Raw genomic sequence first — 22,273 nt, 5'->3', positions numbered from 1 at the left:
GGGGGTGGGGCGGGGGGGCCCCCCGGTTTTGGGTTGGGGGGGGGGGGGGGCACGGCCCCGCGCCGCGGCCCGTCCGCGGGGGGGCCGCGGGGGCCGGGCGCGCGGCGGGGCACCTCCTCGGCCGTCGAACGTTTCCACAGGTCCGGCCGGCGCGGGGCGGTTGCGTTCGACGCCCTGCGGGGGCGCCCCACCGCACACCCGACCCCGGCGGCGGGCGCGCAGGTCCGGGTCGGGAAGGTGGGTGCGGGGTCACACCGGACCTTGTCCACAGGCCTCCGCAGCGGCCAAGCGCAGCGGATAGGCTGGGCGGATGACGCGAGCCGAGCAGCCAACGGTCGTGACCGCCCCCACCTACGACGAAGCCCTAGCCGCGGATTCCCGCGAGCGAGCGGTGCGCGCACTGCTGCGCACGCCCAGGCTGCGCCGGTTGTGGAGCGCCCAGCTGGTGAGCGGCATCGGTGATGCCCTCGCCCTGCTGGTGCTGGTGCTGCTGGCCCTGCAGGCCGCCGTGCAGGAAGGTGCCTTCGGCGACGGGTACCGCGGTGCGGCCCTCGCCGTCGCCGCCGTTTTCGGGGTGCGGATCCTCGCCACCCTGCTTTTCGGTGCGGTCCTCCTCGGCCCCCTCTCCGCCCTCCTCGCCCCCGGCGGCAAGCTGGACCGCCGTTGGACGATGATCGGCGCGGACGGGGTGCGGATCGGCCTCTTCGTGGTCGCCCCGCTGTGGCTCGAGTGGATCCCGGGGCAGGCGCTCACCGTGCTGCTGGCCACCGTCTTCGTCTCCGGCGCCGCCGAGCGGCTGTGGAGCCTGGCCAAGGACAGCACCGCCCCCGCCCTGCTGCCCGCGCCGCCGCCGGAGGGGGCGACCGTACGGCCGCTCCCGGACCACCTCGACGCACTGCGGCGCCTGACCCTGCGCACGGCCTTCGCGGCGCTCCCCGCCGCCGCGGCCGCGCTGCTCGCCGCGACCCTCGTCGGCAAGGCCCTCGGCCTCGGCGTGGACTGGTTCGCCGAGAACGAGGCCGCGCTCGGCTCGTACGTGGCCTCCGGCCTCTTCGCGGCGTCGGTCTCGCTGCTGCTCCCGCTGGTGCTGCCCGGCACGAAGACCCCGCGGCCGCGTTCCCCCCTGGAGGGGCTGCGCACGCCCAAGGCGGGGGACCGCCCGGAGAAGGGGCGTACGGGAGCCGTCCCGCTGCTCGTCCTGGCCTCGGCCGCCGTCGCCGGGGCGGTGTCCTGCGCCGCCGCGGTCGCCGTACTGCACGCCTTCGACCTGGGCGGCGGCCCGGCCACCTTCGCGCTGCTGGTCCTCGCGCTGCTCGGCGGCACCGCCGCAGGGATCCGCGCCACCCAGGCAGGCAAGGTGCTGCCCGCCCTGTCCCGCCGTCGCCTGCTGGCCCTCGCGATAGCGGTGGCCGGGCTCTCGCTCCTGCTGACCGGGCTCGTCCCGGACACCGCGACCGTGGTCTTCCTGTCGCTGCTCGCCGGCCTCGCCGCGGGCGTCGCCGCCAACACCGGGCACACGCTGCTGGACCAGGAAACCGAGGAGTTCCGCCGGGCCCGGGTCACCGAGCACCTCCAGGCCGTCGTACGGGTGGCCGTGGCCCTCGGCGCCGTCCTGGCCCCGGTGCTGGCCGCGCTGATCGGCCCGCACCGGTTCACCGCCGGCGAGGTCGTCTTCGCGCACGGCGGGGCCGCCTTCACCCTGATGCTGGTCGGCGCCCTGCTGCTGCCCGTCGCCGTGGTCGTGCTCACCAAGGCCGACGACCGCAGCGGAGTGCCGCTGCGCCGTGACCTGCGCGAGGCGCTGCGCGGCGGGGAGCCCGTCCAGGCGGCGTCCGCCACCGGCTTCTTCATCGCCCTGGAGGGCGGCGACGGCGCCGGCAAGTCCACCCAGGTGGAGGCGCTGGCCGACTGGATACGGGGCAAGGGCCACGAGGTCGTGGTGACCCGCGAGCCGGGGGCCACCCCCGTCGGCAAGCGGCTCCGTTCGATCCTGCTGGACGTCTCCTCGGCCGGGCTGTCGAACCGCGCCGAGGCGCTGCTGTACGCCGCCGACCGGGCGGAACACGTGGACACCGTCGTGCGCCCCGCACTGGAGCGCGGCGCCGTCGTCATCTCGGACCGCTACATCGACTCCTCGGTGGCCTACCAGGGCGCCGGGCGCGACCTGTCGCCGACCGAGATCGCCCGGATCTCGCGCTGGGCCACCGACGGGCTCGTCCCGAACCTGACCGTGCTGCTGGACGTGTCGCCGGAGACGGCGCGGGAACGATTCACGGAGGCGCCGGACCGGCTGGAGTCGGAGCCGGCCGAGTTCCACCAGCGGGTGCGGGCCGGGTTCCTGACGCTCGCCGCGGCCGACCCCGGGCGCTACCTCGTCGTGGACGCCGGCCAGGACCCGGCCTCGGTGACCACCGTCGTGCGCCACCGCCTGGACCGGATGCTCCCGCTCTCCGAAGCCGAGGTGGCAGCCCAGGCCGAGGCCCGGCGCCTCGCCGAGGAGGAGGCCCGGCGCAAGGCCGAGGAAGAGGCCGCGCGCAAGGCGGAGGAAGCCCGGCTGAAGGCCGAGGAGGAGGCCAGGCTGGCCCGCGAGGCGGAGGAAGCCCGGATCGAGGCCGAGGCGGAGGCCGCCCGCAAGGCGGAGGAGGAGCGGCTGCGCGCCGAGGAGGAGGCCCGTGCCCGGGCCGAGGCCGAGCGGCTGCGCATCGAGGCCGAGGAGAAGGCCCGTGCCGAGGAGGAGGAGCGGCTGCGCAAGCAGGCCGAGGAGGAGGCCCGGCTGCGGGCCGAGGCCGAGGAACGGCGACTGGAGAAGCAGCGGCGTGCGGAGGAGGCCCTGCTGAAGGCCGAGGAGGCGCGCAGGCTGGCGGAGGCCGCGAAGGCGGCTGCCGCGGCCGAGGCGGCTGCTGCCGCGGCGGCTTCCGCTGCGGCTGCTCCGGCAGCTCCCGCGGCCCCGGAGGCCCCTGCGCCGAAGGTCGGCATGACGAAGGAGCCGCACCCGGACGACGCCGTGACGGTCGAGACCCCGGTCGTCCAGCAGGACAAGCGGGTCGTGCGGCCGGACGACGTGACGCAGACCGTGCCGGTGCCGAAGGTCGGCCCCGCCGCCCCCGCGGACGCGGCGGAGACGGCGGTGCTCCCGCCGGTCCGCGCGACCGACGAGACCGCCGTACTGCCGCCCGTCCGCCCCTCCGGCCCGGCCACCCCTCCGCAGGCCCCGCAGGCCAAGGGCGCCTCGACGGCCCACTCCGCCACGCGGCCGACCGCGCAGCGCCCCGAGGAGAACCCGGCCGACCGGGTGCCGCCGGGCATCTTCCGGGATTCGGCGAACGACCGGACGCGGGAGATCCCCGTCCTCGACGACGACGGCCGGCCCCGCAGGCCGCGTCCGGACTGGGCCGAGGAGACCCCGCTGGACGATCTGCCGACCCTCGCGGACGAACTGCTCGGCCCGCACCGGGACGAGGACGAGGACGGCCGGGGCCGGCGCCGCTGACCCGGGCCGTCCCCGGCGCGGCCGGATTGTCAGTGCCGCGCGCCACAATGGGTGCACGGAGAGTGAAGTGAAAGGTGGTGGGCGGGATGCCCGTATGGGACGACCTGGTGGGACAGGAGCGGGTCCGGACGCAGCTCGCCGCCGCCGCCCGCGATGCCGACGCCCTGGTCACGGCCGTCGCCGAGGGGACCGAGCCGCCCGCGGCCTCCAAGATGACCCACGCCTGGCTGTTCACCGGGCCGCCCGGCTCGGGGCGGGCCACCGTGGCCCGGGCCTTCGCGGCGGCCCTGCAGTGCACCAGCCCGGACCGCGCCCTCGGCGGTGAGCCGGGCTGCGGGTTCTGCGACGGCTGCCACACCACGATGGTCGGCACGCACGCGGACGTCTCCACCGTGGCCGCGGTCGGCAGCCAGATCCTCGTCGACGCGATGCGGGACACCGTCCGCAAGTCCTACACGTCCCCGGCCACGGGCCGCTGGCAGGTCATCCTGGTCGAGGATGCCGAGCGGCTGAACGAGAAGTCCGCAAATGCGGTCCTCAAGGCCGTGGAGGAGCCCGCGCCCCGCACGGTCTGGCTGCTCTGCTCGCCCTCCGTGGAGGACGTGCTGCCCACCATCCGCTCCCGCTGCCGCCACCTCAACCTCAGCACCCCCTCGGTCGCCGACGTCGCCGACATGCTGGTCCGGCGGGACGGCGTCGAGCCGTCGGCGGCGCTGGCCGCCGCCAGGGCCACCCAGGGGCACGTCGACCGCGCCCGCCGGCTGGCCACCGACGAGGGGGCCCGGGAGCGCCGGGCGACGGTCCTGAAACTCCCGCTCCGGGTGGACGACGTCGGTGCCTGCCTCAAGGCGGCCCAGGAGCTGGTGGACGCCGCTGCCGAGGACGCCAAGCAGCTGGCCGAGGAGGTCGACACCAAGGAGACCGAGGAGCTCCGGGCCGCCATGGGCGCCGCCGCCGGGACGGGCGGGCGGATGCCGCGCGGCACGGCGGGCGTCATGAAGGAACTGGAGGACAACCAGAAGCGGCGCCGGACCCGGACCCAGCGCAACAGCCTCGACGTGGCCCTCTCCGACCTGACCGGCTTCTACCGCGACGTCCTCGCCCTCCAGCTGGGCTCCAACCTCGCCATCGCCAACGAGGACATACGGCCGGACCTGGAGCGCGTCGCCCGCGCGTCCGGCCCGGAGCGGACCCTGCGCCGGATCGAGGCGATCATCGCCTGCGGTGAGGCCCTCGACCGCAACGTGGCCCCGCTGCTCGCGGTCGAGGCGATGACGATGGCGCTGCGCGCGGGCTGACCGGAGACGGTTGACCGGCTCACCCGTATGGGCGGACCGGCTGGGGGGGCCGGGAACGGTCCGGTGCTTGCCCCGCCCGGGGCGGGCCACGGAAGGCGCGCGGCCGACCGGTGCAGGGACGCCCGATGGCCCGGGCCGACAGGCCGTAGGCTCCTGGGATGGACACCAGTCGCCTGCTGCGTACGACCGGAACCGTGATCGCCGCTGCCGGGCTGCTCCTCTCCGGGTGCACCTCGGGCGGGTCGGGGGGAACCCGGGCCGCCGCATCCTCCACCGGGCTCTCCGCCGCCCGGCCGTCCGTCGACGAGGCCGCGCTGCGCCCGTACTACGCGCAGAAGCTGAACTGGCGGGAGTGCGGTGTCCCCGGATTCCAGTGCGCCACGATGAAGGCCCCGCTGGACTACGCGAACCCCGGCTCGGGCCAGGACGTCGACATCGCCGTGGCCCGCCGCAAGGCCACCGGCCCGGGCAAGCGGCTCGGCTCGCTGGTGGTCAACCCGGGCGGCCCGGGCGGCTCCGGCATCGGCTACCTCCAGGCGTACGCGGGCATCGGATACCCCGCCCCGGTCCGCGCGCAGTACGACATGGTCTCCTTCGACCCGCGCGGGGTGGACCGCAGCAGCCCCGTCGAATGCCTGACCGGTCCGGAGATGGACAAGTACACCCAGGTGGACCAGACGCCCGACACCCCGGCGGAACGCGCCGCCCTGGTGACGGCCTTCAAGGAGTTCGCTGCGGGCTGCCGGAAGCGCTCCGAGCGGGTCCTGCCGCACGTCTCCACGGTGGAGGCCGCCCGGGACATGGACCTGCTGCGCGGGGTGCTCGGCGACAAGAAGCTGACGTACGTCGGGGCCTCGTACGGCACCTTCCTGGGGGCCACCTACGCGGACCTCTTCCCGGACCGGGTCGGCCGGCTCGTCCTGGACGGTGCGATGGATCCCTCCCGGAACGCACTCGACCTCAACCGCGACCAGACGGCGGGCTTCGAGACGGCCTTCACCTCCTTCGCCAAGGACTGCGCGAAGCAGCCCGACTGCCCGCTCGGCAAGGGGGACGTGGCGGCGATGGCGGAGCGGCTGAAGGAGTTCTTCCGCAAGGTCGACGCCCAGCCGGCCCCCACCGGGGAGCAGGCCCGCCCGCTGGGCGAGGCCCTCGCGACCACCGGGGTGATCGCGGCGCTGTACGACGAGAGCGCCTGGCCGCAGCTGCGGGAGGCGCTCACCGCCGCGATGAACGGTGACGGCGCGGGGCTGCTGGCCCTGGCCGACAGCTACTACGAGCGCGAGCCGAACGGCAAGTACGCCAACCTGATGTTCGCCAACGCCGCCGTCAACTGTCTGGACCAGCCGCCGGCCTTCAGCGGCCCGGAGGCCGTGGACGCCGCGCTCCCCTCCTTCGAGAAGGCCTCCCCGGTCTTCGGCGCCGGCCTGGCCTGGGCCTCCCTGAACTGCGCGTACTGGCCGGTGAAGGCAACGGGGTCGGCGAAGCCGCTGGCCGCGAAGGGCGCTGCGCCGATCGTGGTCGTGGGCACGACCCGCGACCCGGCGACCCCGTACAAGTGGGCGCAGGGCCTGGCGGAACAGCTCGACTCGGGCACCCTCCTCACCTACGACGGCGACGGCCACACCGCGTACGGCCGCGGCAGCGACTGCATCGACACCGCGATCAACACCTACCTCCTCGAGGGCAAGCCGCCGACGGACGGCAAGAAGTGCTGACCGGCCCCCGCCACGGAACAACCCGGTTCGGGGCACCCTTCCGGACCCTGTAGACTTGGCGCCGCTGCTGATGAGAGCCCCTCTTCGAGGGAACACTTGTCTAACCAGCGGTGCCGCCTTAGCTCAGTTGGCCAGAGCAACGCACTCGTAATGCGTAGGTCTCGGGTTCGAATCCCGAAGGCGGCTCAGAGAAGGGCCAGGTCAGACATCGTCTGACCTGGCCCTTTCTGTTGCTCGGGGCATGGCATGGCAGGGCCCACGAGGCTGCGGCCGGCTGGACCATCGGCGAGCGCGTCGCCTGGTACCGGCGCCGGCGCGGCGGGCAAGGTCGCCGCGGACCGCGGACCGCGGACCGCGGACCGCGGACCGCGGGTCGCCGTCTCCTGGCCACCGGACGCTTCGCAGTCGCGGTCCAGCGAGGCGAACGAGGCCGCGCAACGACTCGGCGCCGACGGTGTCGAGCAGCGGACGGAAGCAGGTGGTCTCGTTCGTCTTCTCGCCGACGTCCGGCTGGGCCAGGACCAGTCCGGTGGGGTGCTCCACGGCGGCGAGCAGGTGGATCTTGCGGCCGACGTCGGGGCAGCAGTGGATCAGGACGGACGCCGGGCTGTTCCAGCACGTGCGTCGGCGCATCGCTGATCCACTCGCCGACCGCCAGTCGCTCCAGACACTCGCGGAGCTGGTCAAGTGGAGGAGGGGCAGAGATGATGCGTCGGCAGGCACGGTCTTCCAGGAGGATCACGGGGCGTCGAGAACTCCGTGATCTTGGAAGCCCGCGCCCGTTGCGCTCCCGGCCCCCTCAACCGGACAGCACACGACTACGCCGAAGCCCTGAGCCAGACCCTGCGCGGTGTGGCGCTCTGCGCCCTGCTACACGTTGAGCAAGTTCGCCGCGACCAGCTCGGCAACTTGGACGGCGTTGAGGGCCGCACCCTTTCGCAGGTTGTCGTTGCTGATGAAGAGTATGAGGCCACGCCCCTCCTCGACGCTCTGATCCTGGCGAATCCTGCCCACGAAGCTAGCGTCCTGGCCGCACGCTTGGAGCGGGGTCGGAATGTCGGACAGCTGGACACCCGGGGCGTGCTCAAGCAACACGGATGCGCGTTCAGCGGAGATGGGACGGGCAAACTCCGCATGCACCGCGAGGGAATGGCCGGTAAAGACAGGGACCCGGACACAGGTCCCGGAGACACGCAGTGACGGCAGGCCAAGAATCTTCCTGCTCTCATTGCGCAGCTTCTGCTCCTCGTCAGTCTCCGCGGAGCCGTCGGTCACAATCGAACCGGCCATCGGCACCGTGTTGAAGGCGATGGTTCTGGCGAATTTCACCGGAGGCGGGAAGTCCACCGCCGCCCCGTCGAGCGCCAAGCCGGCTGCTCGGTCGATCACTCCGCTCACCTGAGACCTGAGCTCTTCCACTCCAGCGACCCCGCCGCCGGACACCGCTTGGTAGGTGCTCGCAGTGAGCCGCACCAGACCAGCCTCGTCATGCAGCGGCTTGATCACTGGCATCGCGGCCATCGTCGTGCAGTTGGGATTGGCTATGATGCCGCGTCGCGCCTCAGACACAGCTTCCGGGTTGACCTCACTGACCACCAGTGGCACATCGGGATCCATCCGAAACGCCGAGGAGTTGTCGATGACGACGGCTCCGGCCGCCGCGAACCGGGGTGCCAGTTGCAGTGCTGTTGCTCCTCCGGCGGAGAAGATGACGATGTCCAGGCCGGATGGGTCCGCCGTTTCGGCGTCTTCCACCACGATGCTGTCGTCGCCCCATGGAAGCCGTAGACCCGCCGATTTCGCAGAGGCGAAGAAGCGCAGCTGTCCGACCGGGAAATCCCGCTGCCGAAGGATGCTGCGGATCACTACTCCAACTTGCCCGGTCGCGCCCACTACGCCGACTCGGAGACCTTGACTGGCCATGACTGTCCTACTTTCTTGTCTTGGGTTCGAACTGGTCACTCGTAAGATCAGCGGGACCCGGGGGCTCCGGGTATGGCTGTCATGACGGCGCCGTGAGACGGCTGGAAGGGCTTGGCCGCCCGGAGTCCTGCGACGACTCGACCGCCCATGGGGAGATGCGACTCGATCGCTGCGCAGGGCAACGTCGGCGAGGTCGCCTGCTGGGCTGTGAACGCGAGACGGGCCGGCGGAGGTAGCCGTGCCCCGGACATGGGGGCTGGAGGCGCTTGCGCGTCGGCCGGCCTATGCCCTGCGGGCCGTGATGCGCGACGGAGCGTGCTGCCAAGCCGCACCGTCCGTTACGGCTGCGGCTTGACATCAGCATCGGGAAGCCCTTCAGCCATACAGGGTTCCGCGTTGTTCACAGCGGTGTCGGTCTACGTGGAATGCGGCGAAACGGTGGTGACGACCAGTGTCTGCTGGACGAACGCGATGGCACTCTCGAGCTCGGCGGAAGACGGAGCGGCCAGCACGATCTCGCCCGTCCGATGACCCGAACTCCGCACCGCCAGGACCGTGTCCCCGGGCTCGACCTCCACGCCCGCCTGGAGCACCAGCGGGTGACTCCGCACTGCGTCCAGACCGCAGATGTCCTGCACCACACCCGGTTCCGAGATCGTGAAGATGCTGGCGGCATGCCGGAACGGGCCAACTGGCGGTTGGGGCAGTGGCATCCCCACCGCCATCCGGACCACCATCTCGTACCAGTCGATGCCGTACGTGGCACCAAGGAGGTCCATCAGATAGTCGCCTGGAGTCCGGACCGCAACCTCGATGGGGACCGGCCCAGCGGCGGAGAGGCGAAACTCCATGTGCACCAGGCCGGTCCGCATTCCCAACGCACGCAGCACCCGGGCACCGGTATCGGCCACCTGCCTGGCACTCGGTTCCGGCAGGTGTACGCCGGTGCGATGACCCACCTCGACGAACTGGGGCGGCCCGGTGGTTTCCTTGGCGGTGATGTTGGCGAACCACACCTCGCCGTCGCGGACCAGAGCCTCCCAGCTGTACTCCGGGCCGTCGATCGCCTCCTCCACGATGACCCGCTCACCGGCGCGGGCCTGCGCCGCGGCACGGAAGCTCTCGGCATCGGTCACCAGTTCGACACCGTCGCTGCCGGCGGAGGACAGCGGCTTGACGATCACCGGCCAGCGCTCGGCGGCCCAGTCCATCTCCTCGGCGAGGGAGTCGGTCACGGTGTACGCCGGCTGAGTGATCCCGGCCGCGGTGAACAGCGCTCTTTGCAGCGCCTTGTTCCGAGAAGCCGTCGCGGCGTGCAGGGACGGCCCAGGAAGACCGAACCGATCCTGGAGCATGGCCGCGACGATGACCTGGGGCTCGTTGAAGGCGATGACGCCGTCGAACGGGCCGTCTTCAAGGGCGAGGCAGGCGCCCTCCATCCAGTGTTCGTCGAGCTCGCCCCGGACCTGCGCCACACTCGCCGTACCCGTCACCTGATCGGCGCGGGAGGCCGCCTCGACAGCATGGACGCTCACCCCGAGTCGACCTGCAGCGGCGACGTACGGCCGGCCCATCTGGCCGACCCCGATCAGCATGAGCTTCTTCACAGGGCTCCCTCCAGCACGGGCAGCGACGCGTCATGGTGAGATGACCAGGCGCTGTACTCGCCGCGGCGGTACAACAGCGGGACGCGGGGAAAGACGGCGGTGCCTTCCACCCGGGCGGTGAAGAGCCAATGGTCGTCAGCACGGGTGGTGCTGACGATCCGGCACTCGGCGTAGCTCAGGGCGATGTCCGTCAAGAGCGGTGCCCCTGCCGCGAGGGCGGAGGGCTCCCAATCCACGTGCGCGAACTTGTCGGCTGCCTTGCTCGCGAACAGCTCCGATGCCGCCTGGCCTTCCACCGAAAGGAAGTTCACCGCGAACGCCTGCGAGGCGACGATCGCCGGCAGCGTTCGCGAGCCCGCACCCACCGAAATCAGTAGGGATGGCGTCGCTGCAGACACCGCGCACACCGCATTGCTGGTGAAACCGAACGGGGTGCCGTCCGGACCCATCGCAGTCACGATTGCGACCGGGGTGGGAAAGGAACCGAAGAGTTCCCTGAAGCGGTCAGAACTTTCCATCATCGCCCTTCTCTCTGTTTGGCTGACCGTGGTCATAGCGATGGGCGACATGATTCAACATACGGTAGAGCTCGCTCGACTGGAGCTGCCCCATTGCATTCTGCCGCACCGATCCCCGGAATGGGAGATTTCCGATGTCGCCCCACTTGAGAGCACCCTGATCGTCCAACACGCACGTTGTTCTGTTCTGGTTGTCGGCGTGCAGGCAAAAGGGAATGTCGAGCAATCCCAACGCGAAGGCACGGGTTAGCGCCGTGCCAACATCGGCGTCCAGATTGAGGACTCCCTCAATCAGGCATCGGGCTTCTTCCATTATTTCATCGAAGTATTCCTTTTCCTGCGGGCGGGCAGCTGCCGGCGGCCCGCCGGCGGCAGCGGATGCCACCCGCAGTGCGTCCAGGTTTTCTGCCACGCTCGGTATTTGCCACGCCTCGGACACCGTTTTCACGATGAGGCGTTCACAGTGCGTATCACGGGCCAGCCGCGCGCTGCTGCGAATCAGCTCCGTAGCACCATCAGGGGTACTCGGAAACAGCCCCATGTAGGTGTAGAGGACGACATGCCACGTGACCGAAGGAAGATATTCCTGCGCCAGTGCCCGCAGCACGCGCACAGCCGCTCTGTCCTGATCGTCGTGCGTCCCCTGGGCGTAGCTCAGCGACATGGACCGCACGCCGTGCTGTGCGAAGAACAGCCCCTCGAGCACCGTCATGGCGATCAGCAGCGACGGCGGGCACAACTGCCCCAGCAGGCACCCTCCGAAGCTCTCAATGTGCCCGTGCTCCACCTCGCCGACGAGGTAGCGGCAACTCTCGGCCCACGCCGATACCGCATGCTCAAGCGGGAGACGGCTGTACGGCAAGCAGTAGGAGACCGGCCCGCCTTCCGTCGTGTCCAGGCCGGCGAGCACCAAGCTCTCGATCACCCGCAACGGCAGGGCAGTGCCGTGCCGGACTTGAACGGGAAACCCGGGCCCGTACAATCCGGCGAGCATTTCCCGGGTTTTGTCCGTCGGGTGGGAGACGATGGGGTACCCGTTGAGTTCCTCCCCCGCCTTCAGCCGCTCGATCGAGCTCACGTGGTCGCCGACGCGGGTGTAGCTGTCGACGGTGATGGTTCCGACGACCGGGATGTCGAGGTCATGTACGTCGCGCAGGCCCGCGCGCATCGTAGCGATGTTGCCGAACCCCATCCGGGGCTGCACCACCAGGGTTTCGCGTCGGCGGGCGTCGGCAATGAACCGATCCATGTAGCCGGACATGCTATTGGGCCACGGACAGGCTGGCGACGCGTCCGTCCCACGGCGCGACCACCGGCATGCTGGGCTGCCAGGCAGCGAACCCGTAACGGACGCCGAAAGCCAGGAATTCCCGGAAGTGATCGATGGAATTCTCGCCCAGGAAGACGTCGGTGCAGCCCTGGGAGAGCAATTCCCGGCGCACCCGATCATTGTCTGACGGGGCAGTGGTGAGTTTGCCGCCCGCGACACAAGGAACGTTGATGCCGGCTCGCTTGAGCTCCGTCAGCACGACGCTGGTGCCGTAGTAGCCATGGCCGTTGATGCTGGAAACCACCAGCAGATCCGGCTGAAAGTCGTTGACTTCCTTGACGACCAGATCCGCGGGCGTGCAGCCGCCTAGATTGCGAACCTCTCCGCCGTTCTCGGCAATGAACTTCTCCAGATAGATGAGGTTCCAGAAATGGGAGTCGGATTCGACAGTGGTCAGCAGGCAGCGAAAGGCTTTGCCTTTCCCAATGCTCATGGTGCGGGCTTCCCCTTATGTGGAAGGTGCGAAACTGAGCGAACGTATCGTCAGCAGCGAATCGAATGGCGTCGGCCCCATCAAGCGCGACCGCGGAGATCCCAATTGATGGCTGCAGCCGGCGGCTGGACGTTGCTCAACTGTTCAATGCGCGATGGAAGGAACGGATCGTCAGCGGGAGCAGGACGGCGGCAACTCCACTCAGCGCGATCGCGGAAACCGCGATGAGCGATTGCGGCCCGAGACTGGTGCCGAGGCCGGCCAGCAGCAGTCCACCGAGCGGTGCCGCCAGGAGATTGATCATGTAGAACGGCCCCATGACCTTGCCCAGATGCTCCGGCGCGATCACCCTGATCCGCTGGGTGCGGTTGTAGACATTGAAGTAGGTCACCCCGACCATCGCCATGACGAAAGCCGGACCGTAGACCAGCAGCGACGGCGCGAAGCCGAGCACCACCAGACAGGCACACAGGATGGCGAGTCCGACCACCCCGATCACCCTGACGTCGAAGAAGCGCAGCAGGAACGGGATGACCAGCAGGTTGGCCAACCCGACCACGCCGATACAGACGTTCAGGAGAGCGAATGCCGATTCCGGGCCGTCGAACACGTCGGTCACCAACGCCGCATTGGCGCTGAGCGCCGTGCCGAAGACCAGGTTGATCGAGAAGTTCAGACCGGCCAGCAGGACCAACGGCTTGCTCCTGGCCAGAAGTTTCCAGCCCAGGCCGAGCTCGGCCATGGTTTCCCTCGCGGTGCCGGGCTTTGCGGCCCTCGGTCCGCGGGGTATCGGCAGCCAGCAGCAGGCAGCGGCCAGGAACAACGCTGCGGCGACGCCGAGGAGCATGGTCTTGTCAAAGAACATCACGCCCAGCAGCGCGAGCGCGGGGCCGACGGCCATCGCCGACACCTCCATGCTCTGCACCAGCCCCTGCGTTTTCGGCAGGTCCTCGCCCGTGGCCACTTGTGGCACGACCTTCTCGATCGCCATGTGAACCGGCGCCAGGAGCAGGGCGAGGAGCGCTCCGCAGGACATCAGGATCGGAGTCTGCCAGTCCGACAGCAGCAGGCAGCCGGCCAGGGCGAGGACGAGAACGACCGACCGGCCGGTGGTGACGACGGAGAACAGCCGGGGACCCCCGTCCCGGTCGGCTATCAACCCCGCGAACGGATATGCCAGCAACGCCGGAAGCCATTCGATGGCATAGGCGAGGCCCAGGAGGGAAACGTCGTTCGTCTTCTGGAAGATGAGCAGGGGAAGGGCGAAGAGCACGACCTGCTCTGCCACAGCGCCCAGCAAGACCCCGGTCAGGAAGAGAGGGCGTTGCCGGTTGGCGCGCTTCGCCACTGGCGGAATCGGCGTGACGGTCTCTACTGGCGACGACATCTCTCTCCCCTTCACGCCGGAAGCAAACTGGTCTCAATGCGGAAGTTTTCAATGATGTGCTGAATGTCCGCTTCGACCTGTGCTTCGTCCCCGACGAGGATGTACCGCCCGCTGTGGAGGGAGTCATAACTGCCGTCCGGGTCCAGGACCTCCCCCGGGCTGGGCACGAGCTCGCGCCAGACCGTCGGGACCGAGGACCGCATCGAGGTCCGATGGAGCACCTTGGCAGGAAGCTGGTCGGGCTTGGGAATGATCAGCCAGCCACCGGACGGGTCCGACGTCTTGGCCGGGAGGGAAACGGGCTCTCCGCAGATCGCCTGCAGCCAGACCCAGCTCAAGTTGACGCCGAAGAGGCGGTTGATGAGATGCGGCACCTCGGCACCGCCGACACGCCCGGCGATCTCCAGGAAGACGATCTCTTCGTCCTGGGTCACGAAGAGTTCCAGGTGGATCGCCATTGACCTCATGTCGAGCGCGGCGACACAGACCCGGGCGAACTCTTCGATTCTTTCCCGCAGCGCAGATTCCTGCACAACCACCGAACCGAGTGGTGCTCCCGACGTCTCGAACGCAAGGCAGTCGTTGATGTAGCGGGACACCACCTGGAAGGGCACCCGCGCCTCGTGGTCGGCGAATCCGTCCACGTGGTAGACGGTCCCGTCGATCAATTCTTCGATCTGGTAGTCGGCGCTGTCGACGCTCGCCAGCCACGACCGGAGCGACGCTTCGTCCGCCACGCGGTGCACGCCCTTGCTGGCCGCCCCGGCGACCGGCTTGAGGATCAGGGGATAGCCGATGTCACGGGCGATCCGTGTGGTCGTCTCCACATCCGCGCAAGGGGCGAACCGAGGCACCCGTACACCCGAGTCGGCGAGGAGCTGCTTCATGGTCAGCTTGTTCCGATAGGTATTGACCTCCGCCGGGCGCGGACCGGGGATCTCCAGTTCCTCGCGGACCTGGGCAGCCACTTCCAGCAGATACTCCGACAACGCCACCAGCTGATCGACAGGTCCGACGCGGTCGGCTATTCCCCGTACGGCGGCACACACCGCGGCGAGATCTGTCAGATCTTCGAGAATGACGAAATCTGCGATGTGAGAACGATCGGCGAGGACTCCGGTAGCCCCTTCTGCGTCGACCACATAGCTGATCTGGTGCCGGTCATGGTCGAGATCCTCGAATCGCTCAAGTTCGTTGTCCCAGCGCCGTTCGTCGGAGAACCTGGGCCAGCGGTTGAGAACCACGATGTGCATGGGGATCCATCTTTCAGTGAGTTGAGTTCAGCGGGCTTGAGCGAGCAGTCATGACTGCAGCTGCGCGTCACGCTCCAGCTCACGGATGAGGGGCACCACGTGGGTGAAGAAGGTCCTCATTTCCGGCCGGGTCGGCCAGCCGGAGAAGATGAACTCGCTGATGCCGGCCTGCTTGTACTGGAAGAGGTAGTCGGCCACCTCCTGGTAGCTACCGACCAGGCACAGCGCCGGGCCTCCGCGATAGGGGACGGCGCCGGTGTAGATGTAGGGCGAGAGCCACTTTCCGGAAGCCTGATCGGCGAGCCGGAAGGAGGACTTCACCGCTTCGGAGTCGACGTTCTTGACGAATTCGCGGATCCAGGCCTCGTGTTCGACGTCGGGATCGCCCATCAGCTCGGCGAGTTCGGCCAGCGCCTCCTCGCGGGTCTCCCGGGCGAGCACATGCATCCGGGTGCCGACCCGGCAGCCCCCCTCGATCAACGGCAGGCTTGCCTGCCGCATCCCTTCCGGGGTGTCGCCGTAACGCATCCAGCAATCGCCGTAGCTGAGGGCGGTCTGCTGCGCCACCTCCGAGGCACCGCTGATGTAGATCTCCGGACGCTTGCCGCCCTTGTAGCCGAGATGCAGTTCCGCGTCCTTGATCGTGTAGTGCTGCCCGTCAAAGGTCTGCGGGACCTCGCCCTCCCAGAATTCCCGGAGGATGTGGAGGAACTCACCCGATCTGGCGTACCGCTGGTCGTGGTCCAGGAAATCGCCGTAGCCGGCCTGCTCGGCCACCGAGATCCCGGCGACCACATTGAGGGAGAGGCGGTCGTCGGACATCCAGGAAAGGGTGTTGACGATCTGCGTGAAGAGCGTCGGCGAAAGGAGCCCCGGGCGGTACGCGAGCATGAACTTGACCCGCTCCGTCTGCTGGGTGAGGGCCGCGATGATCGGCACGGGATCCGGCAGGTAGTGCCCGATCCCGAACAGCAGGCTGTCGACGCCGAGTTCCTCGGCCTCCTTGACGAAGTCGGTGATTTCGCCCATGTCCAGGGCGCCCAGCTTGTACTTTTCCGTGGGCTTGGTCTGACCGCCCCCGTCCGTCGGTACGTCCCAATGCATGCGCAGCGGTTCCACTGTTGTTCTCCTCATTCCGGAAGGTCTACGGGTTGGTGCCGGCGGAACCGATGAGCAGCCCGCTGTTGGCCGAGCGGGCCTTCGGTGCGAGGCGCGCCAGATCTGTGGAACCGGGCTGCTGATACAGCCGGGCGTGTTCGCGCCGGACATGGGCGTCCACCTCGTCCAGTGGGACCAGCCACCGCCGGGCGGTGCCGTCCGGTTCGACGACCGACATCAACGCGGTTCCGTGCACGGCCTCGGCCATGACCCCGGCGCCGGCCAGGGCTTCGGCCACACCACGCTGGTCACCTGTGAACGCCAGGACGGGCTCGGCGGAGGGCACTGCCACGGCGACGAGTCCCGTCTCCCGCATCAGCGTGGCGACCTGGCCGGGATCGACACCGGTTGCGAGCCGGAAGACCTGGGCCTTGCGGTCACCGACCACCGCGGTCGTGCCCGCTCCGGGTCCCACGACGGTTCCTCGGTCGTCGCCCAGGGACCGGCACGCGATGGCAACGCCGTACCGCCTGGCCGCCGCCACTGACCCGCCGAACAGGACCTTGGCCCCGCTGTCCGACATCGCTTCGCACTGCGCATAGGACAGCTCCGGCATCAGCCGAGCCGCGGGTTCGGTGTAGGGGTCGGTGGTGTACACACCGGGGACATCGGAGTAGATCTCACACTCGGTGACGCCGAGTGCCCCGGCGATGGCGACCGCGGTGAGGTCCGAGCTGTTGCGGCCGAGCATGGTGATGCGGCCATCGGGCCGTACCGCCTGGCCGCCGGCCAGCACGACGACCTGATGCTCGGTCAGCGCTTTGCGCACGGGCGCGGGGTCGATCGTGACGATCTTCGACCGGGTGGCGGTGTCATCACCGACAATGCCCAGCTGGTGCGCCCAGAGATCGATCGCTGTACTCCCCTGGGCGTGCAGGGCGGCCCGGAGCAGAGTGGCGCTCAGCATTTCGGCGGTGGCCAGCGCCTGGTCCTGCACCTCCGGCTTCAGGTCCGGGTCGACCGCCAACGCCGCCTCGAGCAGACGGCCGGTGGAGCCGGACATCCCGCTCACTACGGCGATCACCCCGGTGTCGCCGTCGTTGGTCATTTCGATCAAATGGGCAGCAACCCGGGCGTAGTCCGCCAGCTCCACGAAGGATGATCCGCCGAACTTGACGACGCGCAGGTGCTCGGAGTCACGCGGCATCCTGCACCATCCTCGACGACGAGTTCGCTGCCTGCGTGCCCTCGGACGTGCGCCTCTTCTCGCCGCCGAGCCCCCATTCGGTGGGCTTCTCCTGGCTCAGGATCGTGAACACCCGGCCGATGGCATCGCCCATCCCCCAGACGTCGGTGTACGCGGGCCACTTGGGGTGTCCAGCGTCGATGTCGTGCTGACGGGCGTATGCCGCGCGTACCCACTCTCGGGTCGAGGGCCGCCGGTGGTGGAAGTCATGCTGAGCGAGATCGCCGGGTACGACGAGGACCCGAGCCGGGATGTGGTAGCAGACGAGGCGGGCGCCCCATCGGAACCAGGCGCGGAACGCGGCGGACCGGCCGAGGCCCTTCGGCGGCAGCGGATCACCGCAGAACCGTCCCCAGGAATGCGACACGTGGAAGGCCCGGCCGCTCAGGCTGCCGTCCTTGGCCTTGAACCAGGCGTGCTCGCTGAGGAACTCCAGCAGCGCGACAACCTGGTAGAGCGGGACCATCGGGACGAGCACGGCGACGGTGAACTCCCACCACACCCCTTGCCAGGTCACCACGCCGAGAACGCTGGCCAGGTAGGCGAACCCCATGACCCGTCGGTACGGCGCACAGCGGACCAGGTTCTGGGCCAGCCGGGTGTACAGGAACTCGCCGTGGAACCGCGGGGACACGATCATCAGGGCCAGCCGGCGCCACAGCGCCCGGGTGGACATGCCGGGCCGGAAGCCGAGCATGAGCAGGTGCTGGATGGTGGGATCGGCGAGGGTCGCGAAGGTTTCCTTGCGATGGTGGAGATTGACGTGGTCCTCGTAGTACTGATCCGCGTCGTCGGTGCATACGAGCGTGGACAGCACTTGGTGGATCAGTCGGTCCTGCCGTATCCGACCGGTGAAACGGGTGTGGATGGCGTGGTGCGCGATCACCGTCGAGCACACTCGCGCCGCGGACGCGGTGAGGCACCAGGACAAGGGCAGCAGTACGAGCGTCCAGAGCGGACCCCGTGCGACGATCCACCAGGCACTGCCGATGCCGACCGCGAGTGCGACGAAGTCGCAGAGCAGGTAGGTGACAGGGTTCAGGCGAACCAGTGGCTGCTGGCCGGGGAGCGCCTTACCAGTGATCCACGTCCAGCCGTGTTGCGTCCACCGGGGGAAGCGCTGATAGGAAGCTCTGATCTCTTCCGAACGTACTGAGGATGTTGCCGTCATACGAGGATCCCTTCCTGCTCGTGACTACCGTCTTGGCTGCCGACGTGGGCACCGAGCGCTTCGGCGCTCACTTCGGCGAAGGCCGCGCCCAGGATGTCCAGGGCCTCCTGAGCTTCTCCGCGGCTGAGGTTCAGGGGCGGCAGGAACCGGGCGACACAGTCGTCCCGTCCTGCGAGCTCAAAGAGCAGCCCCCGGCGGAGCGCAGCCATCCGGACCCGGCCGGCGACTTCGCTCGCAGTCCAGCTGCCCACCGGGTTCAGCTCGACACCGAGCATCAGCCCGCGCCCCCGGACCTCGCCGATCATGGGGCCGATGCCGTGGTTCAGCTGCAGCGCATCCAGTCCCGCACGGAGGAACTCCCCGATCTCGAGCACATGCGCCAGCACCTCATCGCGCTCGACGATCCGCATGAGGGCGGCACCCGCAGCGAAGGCGAGCTGGTTGCCGCGGAAGGTTCCGGTGTGCGCGCCGGGCGCCCAGCCGTCCAGCCGCTCGTCGTAGATGATGACCGAAGCCGGGTGGCCTCCGCCCAGGGCCTTGGACGAGACGATGACGTCGGGTTCGATCCCGTACTGCTCGAAGGCGTACCACGTACCTGTCCGCCCGCAGCCGGTCTGCACTTCGTCGACCACCAGCGGGATGTTCCGCTCGCGCGTGATCCGGCGGAGCTCAGTGACGAACTCGGGCCGGGCCGGGACCACCCCGCCTTCGCCCTGAACCATCTCGAGCACCACAGCGGCCGGGAGGCGTACACCGCCGTTCGGATCAGCCAGCAGATTCTCCAGGTAGCGCACGCAGTTGACCTGGCAGCTGTCCGGGTTCAGAGAGAGCGGGCACTTGAAGCAGTACGAGTACGGGAAGAACGTCGTACCGGGCATCAGATTGTGCAGGTGCTCCTTCGAGCCACGCAGCCCGGTGATCGCAAGCGTGCTCTGCGTGCTGCCGTGAAAGCCGCCGTGGAACGAGATCACGTCCGCCCGCCCGGTCGCGGTCTTGCAGAGCTTCAGCGCAGCATCAATTCCGTCCGCACCGGTCGGCCCGCAGAAGTGAATCTTCATTCGGTCCCGCATCGCCTCGGGCAGCATCCCCAGGAGCCGGGTGGAGAACTCCGACTTCGCTTCGGTGGGGAAGTCGAGCATGTGGGACGCGACATTCAGCTGAGCCTGTGCGGCGGCGATCAGCTCGGGATTGCTGTGGCCGAGAGCAAGCACGCCGGCCCCGGACAGAAAGTCGAGAAACCGGTTTCCGTCGACGTCGTGCAGATAGGAACCCTCTCCGCCGGCGACCGCGATCGGCGTGTGTCGCGGATAGGTACGGGCCGAGGACTCATCCCGCTCCTGCTGCTCCAGCAACCGCCGCGAAGCGGGCCCCGGGAGACTGGTGACAACGGACGCACTCACGGCGAATTCCTTTCGCCCCACTCAGGAGCCTGGTTTGACTGCTTGATGCCCTGGTCGAGAGGGGCGACGAATGCGAAGCGGAGCGGGTCGCGCACAAGCCCGATGAGCCGTTCCGCTCTGCTTTCCGCCCTCACGGTTCGACGCTGAAGAGGTTCTGGCTGTGTGCCGCCGCCAGCTCCGCCACCCGCGCCTGGAATTCTTCGGAGTCACCAGGACCGCGCCCGTGCTCGAAGCACTCGATGACGCCCTCGCGCCCCAGGTAGGAGGTGGGCGGGCGGGAGTGGTCGCCGGGCTTCGCCGTCACATAGAGCGCGCGCTCGACCGGATCGAACCCCTGCGGCTTGTGCACACCGGTGATCGTGCCGCCGGCGGCCTTGAGGAAGCCGGTCGCCGCGATCCCTCGTGGCGTGTCGGGGATCGGCGGCAGCTTCTCGATCATCCGGCGGTACGCCGCAATGTGCAGGTCGTACGGGCTGAAGCCGTAGACCCGATCGATGAGGTCCATGATGCCGTCGCCGCCAGGGCGGGCCCCGACCTCGACCACGCTCAACTCGTCCCCGTTGACCAGGATCTCGACGTGGGCGATGCCGCGGTCGATGTGGAGCGCCTCGCATGCCTTGAGCGCGAGCGCGCGCAGTGCAGCGTTGCCGGACTCCCGGCTCGGCACGAGCTGGCCGGTCTCGGCGAAGTACGGGGGTGCGCTCTTGTTCTTGTCGGTGACGGCCAGCACCGCACGGCTGCCCTCGTAGTTGATGACCTCGACAGAGACCTCGTGCGTCGAGACGAAGAACTCCTCCACCTGGAAGCGTCCGTCAGTGAGATCGAAGGTCCCGGAGACCTCCATGAGCGAGGAACGGCAGTGCTCATAGGCGTCGTCGAGTTCGTCAGCCGTGTTGACCCTGATGATCCCGACGCTTCCGGCGAAGTCCCTCGGCTTCAGCACCAGGGGGAACTCCAGCTCCGCTGCTATTGCTCGCAGCTCCTCAGCGGTGGAGAACAACCGGTGCCGGGCGCAGGGAACACCAGCTTCTTCGAACGCCACCTTCATCGTGTGCTTGTCCCGCGAGCGCCGGAGCGCTTCGTCGGAGAGCGCCGGCAGCCCGTAGTGGTGGGCGATCGCCACCGAGGCGTGCAGGTTCATCTCGTAGATGGGGACCACCGCGTCCGGCTTCAGGCCGGTCTGCCGCTCGAATTCCTCCACGGCCTTCAGTGCGGGCTTGGCTTTGTAGCTACTGGCCGGGAGGACGTGGTCGAAATACCGGTTCGCACCGGAAACGGGATCCTCCGTCATACCGATCACCGGGCCGGGATAGGTACGCAGGGCGGAAACGATTGCTCGCTCGCGCAACATCAGATCGGCACCGAGCAGCAGAAGGTACCGGTCCCCGTTAGCGTGGGCACGCTGCAAACTGAACATGGACTTCCTTAGCGCGTCGTCACCATGATGTGGACGACGTTGTCAGTGGTGGTTCCCGAAACGTTCCCCCTCCGGTACTCAGGGCTTCGGCGCAGTCGCGTGACGTCCGTTTAGTGACCACGCGAGGCCGAGGAGAACGAGGGGCCGGGTGGCGTCGTGGGGTTGCTGCGGAGGGCGGCGGCGAAGGTGGTGACGCCGGCGAGTTTCAGGGTGCCGATGGCCGGATTTCGCCAGGTCGCCATCGCGCGGCGTGCGTTGCCGGTCCGCAGGTGGAAGGCGTCCTCGGCGAAGGTGGTGTCCCTGACGTGGTGCAGGGCTTCGATGTGCCCGTGGCCGCGGATCAGCTCCGCGAGGTGGACGGAGGCCGTCGCCGTGTTGCCGGGCGGCCGATCACGTGCGCCATCCGGCGGGGGCGTTTGCGGTGCGGGGTGACCATCCCGCAGTCGAGGTAGGCGCCTGGCGTGCGCGTCCGCGGTGGTGCCCGCCACCGGGCGGGCCGCTGCGATCACGCGGCGGGTATCGGCGTCCACGATGACCTGCACGTTCGCCGAGAAACGGCAGTGCGGCCGGAGGTGCCGACCTGCGGGTCGCGGACCGGGATCAGGGTGCCGTCCACGAGCCGGAACCGGTCCACGGCGTCTGCCGGACGGGGGAGCGCGCCAGTGCCGGCAGCGGCCCGAGCCGCTGGATCACCCGACACACCGTGGCCGGCGAGTCACCGAACAGCGAGCCCGGCTACCGCACGGTCAGGTTCGTCCGGTAGCGGACCGCGACCGGCAGCACCCGCTCGGCCGGCGGCAGGCCCACCGGCCGACCCCGCAGCGAGTCGTCGCCACCGCGCTCCCGCACCACCTTCAGCAGCCCCGAAAACTGCGTCCACCGCAGCCCGTGAACGGCTCCACCCCACACCCGTTCAGCCCTCAACATGCCAGCCATATGTTTGAAATGCCCAGTTCACAGCCTTGTGCAACACCCTTGAATATG

The 22,273-nt window shown here is 69.1% G+C and carries 15 protein-coding genes, 1 tRNA gene and 1 pseudogene; 4 read left to right on the top strand and 13 right to left on the bottom strand.

What is annotated here, in order from left to right:
• Nucleotides 1-310: 310 nt before the first annotated feature.
• The 4 genes from tmk to ACIGFK_RS11140 all read left to right on the top strand — a co-directional run bounded on the left by tmk (nt 311) and on the right by ACIGFK_RS11140 (nt 6,692).
• Nucleotides 311-3,490, top strand: a complete 3,180-nt coding sequence (gene tmk, locus ACIGFK_RS11155; RefSeq protein ID WP_400051312.1) for a dTMP kinase — start codon at nt 311-313, stop codon at nt 3,488-3,490.
• An 86-nt stretch (nt 3,491-3,576) separates the two neighbouring features.
• Nucleotides 3,577-4,788, top strand: a complete 1,212-nt coding sequence (locus ACIGFK_RS11150) for a DNA polymerase III subunit delta' (protein WP_376658503.1) — start codon at nt 3,577-3,579, stop codon at nt 4,786-4,788.
• Nucleotides 4,789-4,946: 158 nt separating this feature from the next.
• Complete coding sequence (locus tag ACIGFK_RS11145) at nt 4,947-6,506, top strand: alpha/beta hydrolase (RefSeq protein WP_376658502.1); 1,560 nt, start codon at nt 4,947-4,949, stop codon at nt 6,504-6,506.
• A gap of 112 nt (nt 6,507-6,618) precedes the next feature.
• Nucleotides 6,619-6,692: transfer RNA gene (locus ACIGFK_RS11140), tRNA-Thr, on the top strand.
• A gap of 684 nt (nt 6,693-7,376) precedes the next feature.
• Here ACIGFK_RS11140 and ACIGFK_RS11135 read toward each other — a convergent pair.
• The 13 genes and pseudogenes from ACIGFK_RS11135 to ACIGFK_RS11075 all read right to left on the bottom strand — a co-directional run.
• Nucleotides 7,377-8,429, bottom strand: coding sequence for an aspartate-semialdehyde dehydrogenase (locus tag ACIGFK_RS11135; RefSeq protein ID WP_376658501.1), 1,053 nt, complete (start codon nt 8,427-8,429; stop codon nt 7,377-7,379).
• A 416-nt stretch (nt 8,430-8,845) separates the two neighbouring features.
• On the bottom strand, nt 8,846-10,036 hold the full coding sequence (locus tag ACIGFK_RS11130; RefSeq protein ID WP_376658500.1) for an ATP-grasp domain-containing protein: 1,191 nt from the start codon (nt 10,034-10,036) through the stop codon (nt 8,846-8,848).
• Nucleotides 10,033-10,590 (bottom strand): flavin reductase family protein, encoded by a 558-nt coding sequence (locus ACIGFK_RS11125; protein ID WP_386464486.1) that lies wholly within the window; start codon nt 10,588-10,590, stop codon nt 10,033-10,035. The genes ACIGFK_RS11130 and ACIGFK_RS11125 overlap by 4 nt, the downstream gene beginning before the upstream one ends.
• On the bottom strand, nt 10,541-11,803 hold the full coding sequence (locus ACIGFK_RS11120; RefSeq protein WP_400051309.1) for a methylaspartate mutase: 1,263 nt from the start codon (nt 11,801-11,803) through the stop codon (nt 10,541-10,543). The genes ACIGFK_RS11125 and ACIGFK_RS11120 overlap by 50 nt, the downstream gene beginning before the upstream one ends.
• A 13-nt stretch (nt 11,804-11,816) precedes the next feature.
• Nucleotides 11,817-12,317: a cobalamin-dependent protein gene (locus tag ACIGFK_RS11115; RefSeq protein WP_376658497.1), complete on the bottom strand. Its 501-nt coding sequence runs from the start codon at nt 12,315-12,317 to the stop codon at nt 11,817-11,819.
• Nucleotides 12,318-12,453: 136 nt separating this feature from the next.
• Nucleotides 12,454-13,704 carry an MFS transporter gene (locus tag ACIGFK_RS11110; RefSeq protein ID WP_386464480.1) on the bottom strand — a complete coding sequence of 417 codons (1,251 nt, stop codon included), beginning with the start codon at nt 13,702-13,704 and terminating at the stop codon, nt 12,454-12,456.
• A gap of 11 nt (nt 13,705-13,715) precedes the next feature.
• Entirely contained in the window at nt 13,716-14,957 is a 1,242-nt protein-coding gene (locus tag ACIGFK_RS11105) for an acetyl-CoA carboxylase biotin carboxylase subunit family protein (protein ID WP_376658495.1), read from the bottom strand.
• A gap of 48 nt (nt 14,958-15,005) precedes the next feature.
• The gene (locus ACIGFK_RS11100; protein WP_376658494.1) at nt 15,006-16,076 is read right to left on the bottom strand and encodes an LLM class flavin-dependent oxidoreductase; all 1,071 of its coding nucleotides are present in this window, start codon (nt 16,074-16,076) and stop codon (nt 15,006-15,008) included.
• A 25-nt stretch (nt 16,077-16,101) separates the two neighbouring features.
• Complete coding sequence (locus ACIGFK_RS11095) at nt 16,102-17,262, bottom strand: hypothetical protein (protein ID WP_400051305.1); 1,161 nt, start codon at nt 17,260-17,262, stop codon at nt 16,102-16,104.
• The gene (locus ACIGFK_RS11090) at nt 17,252-18,472 is read right to left on the bottom strand and encodes a hypothetical protein (protein ID WP_376658492.1); all 1,221 of its coding nucleotides are present in this window, start codon (nt 18,470-18,472) and stop codon (nt 17,252-17,254) included. Before ACIGFK_RS11090 ends, ACIGFK_RS11095 begins: the two co-directional genes overlap by 11 nt.
• A complete protein-coding gene (locus tag ACIGFK_RS11085) occupies nt 18,469-19,872 on the bottom strand; it encodes a diaminobutyrate--2-oxoglutarate transaminase family protein (protein ID WP_376658491.1) in 1,404 nt (467 codons plus the stop codon). Before ACIGFK_RS11085 ends, ACIGFK_RS11090 begins: the two co-directional genes overlap by 4 nt.
• 130 nt (nt 19,873-20,002) lie before the next feature.
• On the bottom strand, nt 20,003-21,163 hold the full coding sequence (locus ACIGFK_RS11080) for an acetyl-CoA carboxylase biotin carboxylase subunit family protein (protein ID WP_376658506.1): 1,161 nt from the start codon (nt 21,161-21,163) through the stop codon (nt 20,003-20,005).
• Between the two features lie 529 nt (nt 21,164-21,692).
• A pseudogene (locus tag ACIGFK_RS11075) lies at nt 21,693-22,225 on the bottom strand (IS5/IS1182 family transposase); the annotation flags it as partial.
• Nucleotides 22,226-22,273 lie beyond the last annotated feature (48 nt).

The organism is Streptomyces sp. NPDC085524 (assembly GCF_044541755.1).
Classification (GTDB): Bacteria; Actinomycetota; Actinomycetes; order Streptomycetales; family Streptomycetaceae; genus Streptomyces.
This window is presented reverse-complemented; position numbering and strand designations above follow the sequence as displayed.

Excerpts from the sequence above, each read along its gene's own strand:
- ACIGFK_RS11110 (WP_386464480.1), bottom strand. The coding sequence starts at position 13,704 with ATGTCGTCGCCAGTAGAGACCGTCACGCCGATTCCGCCAGTGGCGAAG.
- ACIGFK_RS11105 (WP_376658495.1), bottom strand. The coding sequence starts at position 14,957 with ATGCACATCGTGGTTCTCAACCGCTGGCCCAGGTTCTCCGACGAACGG.
- ACIGFK_RS11090 (WP_376658492.1), bottom strand. The coding sequence starts at position 18,472 with ATGACGGCAACATCCTCAGTACGTTCGGAAGAGATCAGAGCTTCCTAT.
- ACIGFK_RS11095 (WP_400051305.1), bottom strand. The coding sequence starts at position 17,262 with ATGCCGCGTGACTCCGAGCACCTGCGCGTCGTCAAGTTCGGCGGATCA.
- ACIGFK_RS11115 (WP_376658497.1), bottom strand. The coding sequence starts at position 12,317 with ATGAGCATTGGGAAAGGCAAAGCCTTTCGCTGCCTGCTGACCACTGTC.
- ACIGFK_RS11080 (WP_376658506.1), bottom strand. The coding sequence starts at position 21,163 with ATGACGGAGGATCCCGTTTCCGGTGCGAACCGGTATTTCGACCACGTC.
- tmk (WP_400051312.1), top strand. The coding sequence starts at position 311 with ATGACGCGAGCCGAGCAGCCAACGGTCGTGACCGCCCCCACCTACGAC.
- ACIGFK_RS11145 (WP_376658502.1), top strand. The coding sequence starts at position 4,947 with ATGGACACCAGTCGCCTGCTGCGTACGACCGGAACCGTGATCGCCGCT.
- ACIGFK_RS11135 (WP_376658501.1), bottom strand. The coding sequence starts at position 8,429 with ATGGCCAGTCAAGGTCTCCGAGTCGGCGTAGTGGGCGCGACCGGGCAA.
- ACIGFK_RS11125 (WP_386464486.1), bottom strand. The coding sequence starts at position 10,590 with ATGACCACGGTCAGCCAAACAGAGAGAAGGGCGATGATGGAAAGTTCT.
- ACIGFK_RS11120 (WP_400051309.1), bottom strand. The coding sequence starts at position 11,803 with ATGGATCGGTTCATTGCCGACGCCCGCCGACGCGAAACCCTGGTGGTG.
- ACIGFK_RS11150 (WP_376658503.1), top strand. The coding sequence starts at position 3,577 with ATGCCCGTATGGGACGACCTGGTGGGACAGGAGCGGGTCCGGACGCAG.